The following is an 8,861-nucleotide window of genomic DNA, read 5'->3' as shown; positions in this document are numbered from 1 at the left end:
TGCTTCAGGTCCTCGCCGGCGGAGAAGGCGCGGCCGCGTCCGGTGAGGACGATGCCGCGAACGGTCTCGCCGGTGCCGAGGTCCCGCACCAGCGCAGCCAGGCGCAGCCGCATGGCGACGGTGAGCGCGTTGAGCTTGTCGGGGCGGTCCAGCGTGAGCACCGCGACGTCGCGCATGACGGCGACGTCGATGTGGTCCTGACCCGTTGCAGGGTCGGTGCCAGGGATGGTCATGGTCAGCTCCTCGGTCGGGCGAAGTCGTACGTTGTGCCGGGCTGGGCCGCGGCCCGGGTCTCGAGCGCGGGCTTGGAGACCCGCTCAGAAGGGGTGCGCGGGAAGTCGGCGACGAACTCGACATAGCGAGGCACCTTGAACCGCGCGAGCTGTGCGCCGGCGCGCTCGAGAAGCGCCTCGGCGGTGGCCCTGTCCTCCGGGACCCCGTCCCTGAGCTGGACGAAGGCCTTGACCTCCTCGCCCATGACTTCGTCGGGGACGGCGACGACGGCCGCCGCGACGATCCGGTCGTCCCGCTCGAGGGCGGCCTCGACCTCGGCACAGGCGACGTTCTCACCACCGCGCCGCACCATGTCCTTGATCCGGCCGACCAGCTGGATGCCGCCGTCAGGACGGCGGACGACGAGGTCACCGGTGTGCAGCCAGCCGTCACGCAGCACGTCAGCCGTGGCCTCGGGGCGGTTCCAGTAGCCGTTCATCATCGGCACGCCCGAGATGACGAGCTCGCCCGGCTCCCCGGCAGCGACCTCCTCCCCCGGCTCGGCGGGGTCCTCGACGCGTACCTGCTTGGACGGCACCGGCCGGCCCAGGCTCCCGCTGCCGACGGCACCGGTGTCGTCGAACGGGCTGAACAGGTCGATCCCCGACTCGGTCATCCCATAGACCTCCCGCCACGGCGCGCCCCACCGCTCTTCCAGCTGTGCGTGGAGCGCGACCGGGATGCCCGAGCAGAGGACCATCCGGAGGTCGTTCTCCCGGTCCTCGGCCGTCGGCTGCTGCTTGAACAGCAGGGTGGGCATCGAACCGAGGACGTAGAAGAAGGTCGCCCGGTGCCGGCGCACGTCGCTCATGAAGGTCGACGCGGAGAAGCGCGGCAGCACGACCAGCGGGGCCCCGAGCGTCAGAGCGAGTGCGGTGTTCCACTGCGGGTCCATGTAGGAGAACGGCTGCGAGGTGAGGAGTACGTCCTCGGCCCCGAGCCCCGTGGCGGCGGCGCAGATCCACCCCAGCCGGACCCAGTAGTCGTGGCTGAGCATGCATGCCTTGGGGAAGCCGGTCGTGCCCGAGGTGTACTGCAGGTTCGCGAGGGTCTCGGCAGTGATCGACACGTCCGGCGCCGTCGTGGGGAACCGCTCCGACCCGTCGCAGGGGACCTCGACGAGTCGGACGCCGGCCAAGTCGGGCTCGTCCGCCAGCACCTCGGCAACCAGACCGGAGCGCTCGGCGTCGGTGACGACGACACGGGCCCCGGAGTCGTTCAGGACGAAGGCGAGGTCGGCCCGCTGGTAGGCACAGTTGACCGGCACGGCGACCGCGCCTGCCTTCAGCGCGGCCAGCCACGCCACCGGCCAGTGCACGACGTTCGGGAGCATGATCGCGACCCGGTCGCCAGGACGGATCCCGTCGACCTCGATCAGCCGATGAGCCAGTCTTGAGGTCCAGCCGTCGATCTCGGCGTAGCTCCACGACCACTCGCCGAAACGCAGGAACTCCCGGTCTCCCGAGTCCTGCGCACGCTGTGCCAACAGCCGGCTCAGCGTCGGAACGGCAGGATCGTCCTTCATCCGATCGGCCGCGACCACAGGTCCGGCCGTGACGTGTGCGCTCACTGGGGGCTCCTCTGCTCTTGCCCGACCGCTTCGTGGCTCGCGAGCCGCTGCACTGCCTGCTCGACGACCCACGTCAGGGCCGGGTCGTTGCTCTTCATCCATTCCGGGTGCCACTGGACGCCGAGAACCGGACGCCCGGGCACCTCGATCGACTCGACCACCCCGTCGTCGGTCCTGCCGCTCACGACCACACCGACGCCGCAGCGGTCGACCGCCTGGTGGTGCCACGAGTTGGTGGTCGCGTCCTTGCCGAAGAGATCGGCGGCGACCGAGCCGGGGGTGAAGGTGACGACGTGGTCGAACGTGCCGTCCGTGGGTGCCGTCTCGGCCGAGAGGTGACTCACCGGACCCTCCGGAAGATGCGGCACGAGGGTGCCGCCGAGCGCCACGTTGAGCACCTGCAGGCCACGGCACACGCCGAGCACCGGGATCCCGCGCTCGAGCGCCGCGCGGACGAGCGCGATCTCGTACGTGTCCCGCTCGGCGTCGTGCACCATCGGGTTCGTCCGCGGGTCGATGTCGCGCACCACGGAGGTGTCACCACCCCAACAAGCGGGGTGTACGTCCTGGCCTCCGGTGATCACCACGCCCGAGAGCCAGTCACAGACCGCCGAGGCGTCGGTGTCGTAGGACAGGTGCACGGGCAGTCCACCGGCCTCGGCGATCCGGGTGGCGAAGTCCGACATGTAGGTGTCGATGCAGCGGTCTCCGTAGCGCGGGTCGGCTCCGTTGAGCACCGACAGCTGGAAGCGGCGTCCGGTGATGCCGATCAGCGGCAGCATCACCCCGGTCCCCTCGCGCGCGCTCACGGGAACTCGAAGTATCGCTGGGACTCCCACGCGGAGAGCGAGGCGAACGGATCGCCGCCCTTGGTGTGGAACTCCATCCACTCCCATCGGCGCGAGGCGACCCAGAAGTCCACGAACTCGTCGCCGAGGTACTCCCGCAGCAGCGGGTCGGCGTCGAGAGCGGCTGCGGCCTTCGACATGGTGTCGGGGATCCGCGGCACCCCGCAGCCCTCCGGCAGACACCAGGCCATCTCGGTGACTTCCGCGGTCGGCTCGATCCGACCCTCGATGCCGGCCAGGACCCCGGCCAGCACGGCGGCCAACGCGAAGTAGGGGTTCACGTCGGCTCCGGGCAGCCGGTACTCCAGGCGGGAGTACTTCGGGTGCCCGGTGATCGCCCGGACCGCGGCGGTCTTGTTGTTGACGCCCCAGCTGACCGTGGTCGGCGGACCGGTGAGGTCGACGAGCCGGCGGTACGAGGTGATCTGCGGCATCACGACGGACGTCGCCCCCGGCATGGTGGCCAGGAGTCCGCCGACCGCGTGGCGCATCAGCTCCGAGGGCCCTTCCTCGGCGAAGAAGCGGTTCACCCCGTCGCTCTGGAGCGAGACGTTGATGTGCGCGCCCTGGCCGAAGCCGGCCGTGGGCTTGGCCATGAACGAGACGGTGTGGCCCAGCTCGTGGGCGACCTCGCGCATCACCTGCCGGGTGCGCGCCCAGCCGTCGCCGAGCCGGATCGGGTCGGTCGGCGCGAGGTTGAGCTCGGTCTGGCCGGGCGCCGCCTCGTCGGTCCACGCCTCCCAGACGATGCCGACCCGGTCCAGCCGCTCGACGACGGTCTCCATGTAGCCGACCCAGTCGCTCGACCGGGCGAGGTGGTACGTCGCGCCGGTGCTGCCGCCGAGCGGCGTGAGGTCGCGGTAGCCCCGCGCACGCGCCTCCTGGACCGACTCCTCGAAGAGGGTGGCCTCGATCTCGACGGCGGTGGTGGCGGCGTAGCCGTGGTCGGCGAGGCGGGTGACCAGCTTCCGCACGAGGTTGCGCGGACAGATCGGCACCGGCGTGCCGTCCTTGAGCCAGTAGTCGCCGATCACCGAGTCCAGACCGGGCTTCCACTCCACCAGAGTCGACATGTCCGGGACCATCTGGATGTCATAGATGTTGCCCCGCCAGTCAGGGAAGGCGTCCCCGAGGACGATCTCGTTGTTGAGGTCGATGGCGAACAGGATGTCGGCGAACGCGAAGCCGGCCTCCTTGCCCGCCTCGAACTTCGTGGACGACACGTTCTTGCCGAGGAGGCTGCCCTCATGGTTCGTGGCCTCGAGGCGTACGGCCTTGCGTGCGTGTGCGAGCTCAGACATCGAAGCGGACCCTCCAGGAGGCTGCCGTCATCACGGACAGCTGGGACAAGGTGCCCTGGACCCGCACGCCGGCAGCCAGGGAGGCGAGGAAGTCGTCGGCGCCGCTGAAGACACCGGCGAGGATGTCGGCGGAGCCTGCGACCAGATAGCTCGTCGCTCCTTCGCCGTAGCGACCGTGCTCGACGCCGTCGGGCCCGTCGGCGTCGACGACCAGGATGTCGGGGATGCCCGGGATGTCACGGGTGACCTCCCAGAACCGGGCGGCCGCGTCGCGCCAGTGAGGCAAGGGTGGGCGTAGCGCCCGCAGCACGCCGGCTGCCAGGCCTGCGTCGCCGACCGGCTCCTGGCTGGGCGCGAAGCGAGCGTTGAGGTCGACCGTGACGGTCGCGCCGGGATCGCGGAGCGCACCGGCGGAGACCTTCACGACCTCGTGCGCGAACTCGAGCGTGGCTGCCTGCGGGGTGTCGTGGGAGCGAACCACCACGGTGCCCTCGAGACCGGCCGTGGCATCCGGGACCCGGGCTGATGCGTCGCGCAACGTCCGCGCGAGAAGGCGGACGATCGGGATCGGGTCGTCCTCGACGGCGATGCTGGCCGCCCCGATCCGCGCCGGCGGCGCCTCCATCGTCGTGCTCTCGGTCATTCCTCGGCCCTCCGGGTGGGGTTCAGGTCGAACTTAGTCATTTGACTCGATCGTTTGACCAATGATGGTGCGACCCGGATCACGTCTTGTCAACCACCCGTCCAGATCCCCGAGGCCGTCGAGACATCTCGCAGACACCCCTTGACGTGCCGTGACACCTGTCACACACTTAGTCATCCGACCCAATCAAATGACTAACTCTTGTGGAGCCTCGTCGTCCGCCCGCCCGGCGTTCCGCCAGTCACCAGACCCACCCGAGAAGGAAGTGCAGCAATGAACCAGACCACCGCGACGGAGTACGCCGACGTCGTCGTCATCGGCGCCGGCCTCTCCGGTATCGGCGTGGCGAAGCACCTGATGGACGCGTTCCCCGACAAGGACTTCCTCCTGCTCGAGGCCCGCGCCTCGGTCGGCGGCACCTGGGACCTGTTCCGGTACCCGGGCATCCGCTCCGACGACTCGGTGCACACGTACGGCTACGACTTCAAGCCGTGGCTGCACAAGGAGGCGATCGCGGGCGGAGACCTGATCCGCGGCTACATCCGGGACACGGTCGACGAGTTCGGGATGGGCAAGGCCCTCCGCCTGGGCCACAAGGTCACTGCGGCCGACTGGTCCAGCGAGGACGCCGAATGGACCCTGCGTATCACCGTGACCGATGAAGCGGGCAACGAGTCCGAGAAGGTCGTCCGGGCCAAGTTCGTCTTCAGCGGCACCGGCTACTACAACTACGACGAGGGCTTCGAGCCGCGGTTCGAGGGCCGCGAGGACTTCCGCGGCGACATCCTCCACCCGCAGCACTGGCCCGCGGACTACGACTACAGCGGCAAGCGCGTGGTCATCATCGGCAGCGGCGCGACCGCCGTGACGATGCTGCCGGCGATGGTGACCGGCGAGGGCGCCGCCGCGCACGTCACGATGCTCCAGCGCACCCCGAGCTACGTCGCGTCGGTGCCGCAGGTGGACAAGATCGCCCAGTTCCTCCTGACGGTCTTCGGCAAGAAGCTCGGCTACCGCCTCACGCGGGTCAAGAACATCTGGCGCGACCACTTCCTCGTGACGGTGCTCGTGAAGTACCCGAGCTTCGGGCGCAAGCTCCTGCGCAGCATGACCGCCAAGGAGCTGCCGAAGGGATTCGACGTCGACACTCACTTCGCGCCGCCCTACAACCCGTGGGAGCAGCGCCTGTGCGCCTGTCCCGACGGCGACTTCTTCAAGGCGATCAGCGACGGCAGCGCCGACGTCGTGACCGACCAGATCGAGCGTTTCACCGAGAAGGGCATCCTCCTGCAGTCCGGCAAGACGCTCGAGGCCGACATCATCGTCACCGCCACCGGCCTCGTCATGCAGATGCTGGGCGGCATCCAACCGACGGTCGACGGCGCCCCGGTCAGCGTCGCCGACTCCGTGCTGTACCGCGGCTCGCTGATCTCCGGTGTGCCCAACTGGGCGATGATGCTCGGCTTCACCAAGGCGACCTGGACCCTCCGCATCCGCAACGTCGCCCGCCTCGCCATCGAGGTGATCCGCGAGATGGACCGCAAGGGCTACGACATCGCGCTCCCGGTCGCACCGGAGGGCATGCCCACGCAGGACCTGTTCGACCTCTCGGCCGGCTACATGCAGCGGGCCAAGGACGAGCTCCCGCGTCAGGGCACCGACCTGCCGTGGCAGATGCACACCACCTTCGTCAAGGACAACCGCCTCTTCAAGGGGAAGCTGCTCCACGACGACATCCGCTTCTCGAAGCGGACGGCCGCGACTCCCCGCCTGATGAGCGTGGAGGCGGCATCATGAGCGAGCAGCGCTTCACCTTCGGCCAGCAGCTCCAGCGCGCCCTTCTGGTCTTCCTCAGTCGATTGCCCGCGCGGCTGCAGCGCCTGATGGCCGAGCCACCGGTCAACAGCGCAGGCGACACCATGGCCCCCGACGTCGCCCTGCTGATGAAGCTCGGGGAGTCCGGGCCGGACTACAGCGACCTTCCTCCCGCCGAGGCACGGGCCACGACGGAGCGCGACCTGCTCCTCTTCGCCTCCCGTGTCGAGCCGTGCGCCATCGAGGAGGAGATCGAGGCCTCCGAGGAGGTCCAGCTCACCCGCTACAGCAACGGCACCCCGTCGCGCGGACTGATCCTGTTCTTCCACGGTGGAGGCTTCGTGATCGGCAGCCGCGCGAGCTACACCGCGCCGGCGCGCATGCTCGCGCACGGCACCGGGGCCGACGTCGTCTCGGTCGAGTACCGCCTGGCGCCGGACGCCCCGTTTCCGGCCGCCCAGGATGACGCGGTCGCCGCGTGGCGCTATGTCGTCGAGCATGCGGCCGACTGGGGTGTCGACCCGCACCGCATCGTCGTCGCCGGAGAGAGCGCCGGCGGCAACATCGCGGCCGTCCTGTGCCAGCAGCTGCGGGGCGAGGCCGTGCAGCCGGTCCTCCAGGTGCTGATCCAGCCGGTCACCGACCTCGTGGAGCACCGCCCCTCGCAGGACGAGTTCGCGAGCTCGCCCGCGCTGTCGGCCAAGCAGGTCGCCTGGTTCGTCCGAAACTACCTGCCGGAGGGGACCGACCCGGCGGACACGCGGGTCTCGCCGTTCCGGGCCACCAGCCTGGCCGGTCTTCCACCCGCGATCGTCAACCTGGCTGGGTTCGACCCGCTCCACGACGACGGGCTCGCGTACGCGACCGCGCTGCTCGAGGCCGGCGTCCCCGCTCAGGTGGATCGCGAGCCGGGGCTGGTCCACGGCTATCTGTCCTACACCGCGGTCAGCCCGAGCTGCCGGAAGGCGACCGAGCGCCTCGTCGCGTCGGTCTCATCGGCACTCGACCGCACCGCACACACCGCTACGAAGGCGAGATGAGCACCATGGTCACCTCCCGCAAGATCCGCGAAGAGGAACACGAGGTAGTCGTGATCGGCGCCGGCATGGCCGGCCTGATGGCTGCGACCGGCCTCGCCGACCGCGACGTCGTCGTCCTCGAGGCGTCCGAGCGTACGGGCGGGCGTGTCGACACCGTTCGCAGGGGCGACTACTGGATCAACGTCGGCACCCAGTTCACCGAGGGCACCGGTCCGCTGATCGAGGCTCTCCACCGCCACCGGGTCCCGCTCGGGACCCTGGAGGGCAAGTCGGTCGTGCTGCATCTGGGCGGCGCACAGGTCGACACCTCGAACCCGTTCGCCCTGATGTTCAAGTCGAAGATGACCTGGCGCGACCGGTTCGGCCTGGCCGTGGTCGGCACCCGCATCCTCTCGAACGTGCCGTTCCTCGAGATGAGCGAGAAGAACCGCTGGGCGAACCGGGTCCGCGCCAAGCTAGACCGCCGGCGCGCGGACTTCGTCCTGCGGGGCGTCTCGTCCGACCTCACCCGCGAGATGGTGCGGTCCTGGTCCGGGCAGTGGATGGGCTGCGAGCCCGAGGAGACCGCCGCGCGGCAGTTCGTCTTCTCGATGGGGATCTTGCTCACCGACCCCGAGAAGGTGCCGAACCTGACCCTGCCGGAGGGCGGCAACCAGACGCTGACCGACATCCTGACCGAGGATCTCGGCGACCGGATCCGGCTCGGCTCGCCGGTGAGCTCCGTGGAGTGGACCGCCGACAGCGTGGTCGTCGACTACCAGGACGCTGAGGGGCCCGCCCGACTGCGGGCGCGCCGGGCGATCGTGGCGGTGCCCGCGGATGTCGCGGTCAAGATCATGCCCGGGCTGCCGGCGGCGTACCGGACCGCCTTCGAGGCGATCCAGTACGGCCGCTACGTGGTGGTGGGCTTCTTCACCCACGAGGACGGCAGGCCCCAGCGGTGGGACGACTTTCTCGCGATCTCGACGCCGGGGCGCTCGTTCCAGGCGATCTTCAACCACGCCGCCGCCGTACGGCGCGGAGACGTCCGCAAACCCGGCGGCGCGCTGGCCTGCTTCGCCGGCGGAGCCGAGGCCGACAGGCTCTTCGAGCTCACCGACGAGGAGATCGTCGCGCGGTTCACCGCGGACCTTCTCGACGTCTACCCCGAGCTCGAGGGCAAGGTCGACGCCGGCATCCTCCGTCGGCACCCGCGGGTCGTGCCGTTCTGGGGACCCGGCGGGCGGGCTTCGCTCGAGACCCTCACGCAGAGCCTGGGGCCGGTCCACCTGGCCGGCGACTACGCGCTCGACATGCCGTCGCTGGCCGACGCCGCCGCGTCGGGCCAGCAGGCGGCGCACGAGGTGCTGGCGAGCCTCTAGACGACCTCCA

8 protein-coding genes are annotated in these 8,861 nt (G+C 69.9%); 3 read left to right on the top strand and 5 right to left on the bottom strand.

Annotation, left to right across the window (positions count from 1 at the left end; all coding sequences use genetic code 11):
• From ACFVJS_RS10780 to ACFVJS_RS10760, 5 genes are all read right to left on the bottom strand, one after another.
• Positions 1–233, bottom strand: a 233-nt coding sequence (locus ACFVJS_RS10780) for an enoyl-CoA hydratase/isomerase family protein (RefSeq protein WP_378879322.1), incomplete at its 3' end; no start/stop codon positions are given.
• 2 nt (positions 234–235) lie between these two features.
• A complete protein-coding gene (locus tag ACFVJS_RS10775) occupies positions 236–1,843 on the bottom strand; it encodes an AMP-binding protein (RefSeq protein WP_378879320.1) in 1,608 nt (535 codons plus the stop codon).
• Positions 1,840–2,652: a gamma-glutamyl-gamma-aminobutyrate hydrolase family protein gene (locus tag ACFVJS_RS10770; protein WP_378879318.1), complete on the bottom strand. Its 813-nt coding sequence runs from the start codon at positions 2,650–2,652 to the stop codon at positions 1,840–1,842. Before ACFVJS_RS10770 ends, ACFVJS_RS10775 begins: the two co-directional genes overlap by 4 nt.
• On the bottom strand, positions 2,649–3,992 hold the full coding sequence (locus ACFVJS_RS10765; protein WP_378879316.1) for a glutamine synthetase family protein: 1,344 nt from the start codon (positions 3,990–3,992) through the stop codon (positions 2,649–2,651). Before ACFVJS_RS10765 ends, ACFVJS_RS10770 begins: the two co-directional genes overlap by 4 nt.
• Entirely contained in the window at positions 3,985–4,635 is a 651-nt protein-coding gene (locus tag ACFVJS_RS10760; RefSeq protein WP_378879313.1) for a hypothetical protein, read from the bottom strand. The genes ACFVJS_RS10765 and ACFVJS_RS10760 overlap by 8 nt, the downstream gene beginning before the upstream one ends.
• A 273-nt stretch (positions 4,636–4,908) precedes the next feature.
• Between ACFVJS_RS10760 and ACFVJS_RS10755 the strand changes: the two genes are divergently transcribed.
• The 3 genes from ACFVJS_RS10755 to ACFVJS_RS10745 are packed head-to-tail and all read left to right on the top strand — an operon-like array spanning position 4,909 to position 8,851.
• Positions 4,909–6,432, top strand: coding sequence for a flavin-containing monooxygenase (locus ACFVJS_RS10755; protein WP_378879311.1), 1,524 nt, complete (start codon positions 4,909–4,911; stop codon positions 6,430–6,432).
• Positions 6,429–7,490 (top strand): alpha/beta hydrolase, encoded by a 1,062-nt coding sequence (locus tag ACFVJS_RS10750; RefSeq protein WP_378879309.1) that lies wholly within the window; start codon positions 6,429–6,431, stop codon positions 7,488–7,490. Before ACFVJS_RS10755 ends, ACFVJS_RS10750 begins: the two co-directional genes overlap by 4 nt.
• Positions 7,487–8,851: a flavin monoamine oxidase family protein gene (locus ACFVJS_RS10745; RefSeq protein WP_378879307.1), complete on the top strand. Its 1,365-nt coding sequence runs from the start codon at positions 7,487–7,489 to the stop codon at positions 8,849–8,851. Before ACFVJS_RS10750 ends, ACFVJS_RS10745 begins: the two co-directional genes overlap by 4 nt.
• Positions 8,852–8,861 lie beyond the last annotated feature (10 nt).

It is taken from the genome of Nocardioides sp. NPDC057772 (genome assembly GCF_042798075.1).
Lineage (GTDB): Bacteria > Actinomycetota > Actinomycetes > Propionibacteriales > Nocardioidaceae > Nocardioides.
This window is presented reverse-complemented; position numbering and strand designations above follow the sequence as displayed.

Coding starts and splice junctions, on each gene's coding strand:
- ACFVJS_RS10765 (WP_378879316.1), bottom strand. CDS start 3,992: ATGTCTGAGCTCGCACACGCACGCAAGGCCGTACGCCTCGAGGCCACG.
- ACFVJS_RS10760 (WP_378879313.1), bottom strand. CDS start 4,635: ATGACCGAGAGCACGACGATGGAGGCGCCGCCGGCGCGGATCGGGGCG.
- ACFVJS_RS10755 (WP_378879311.1), top strand. CDS start 4,909: ATGAACCAGACCACCGCGACGGAGTACGCCGACGTCGTCGTCATCGGC.
- ACFVJS_RS10750 (WP_378879309.1), top strand. CDS start 6,429: ATGAGCGAGCAGCGCTTCACCTTCGGCCAGCAGCTCCAGCGCGCCCTT.
- ACFVJS_RS10745 (WP_378879307.1), top strand. CDS start 7,487: ATGAGCACCATGGTCACCTCCCGCAAGATCCGCGAAGAGGAACACGAG.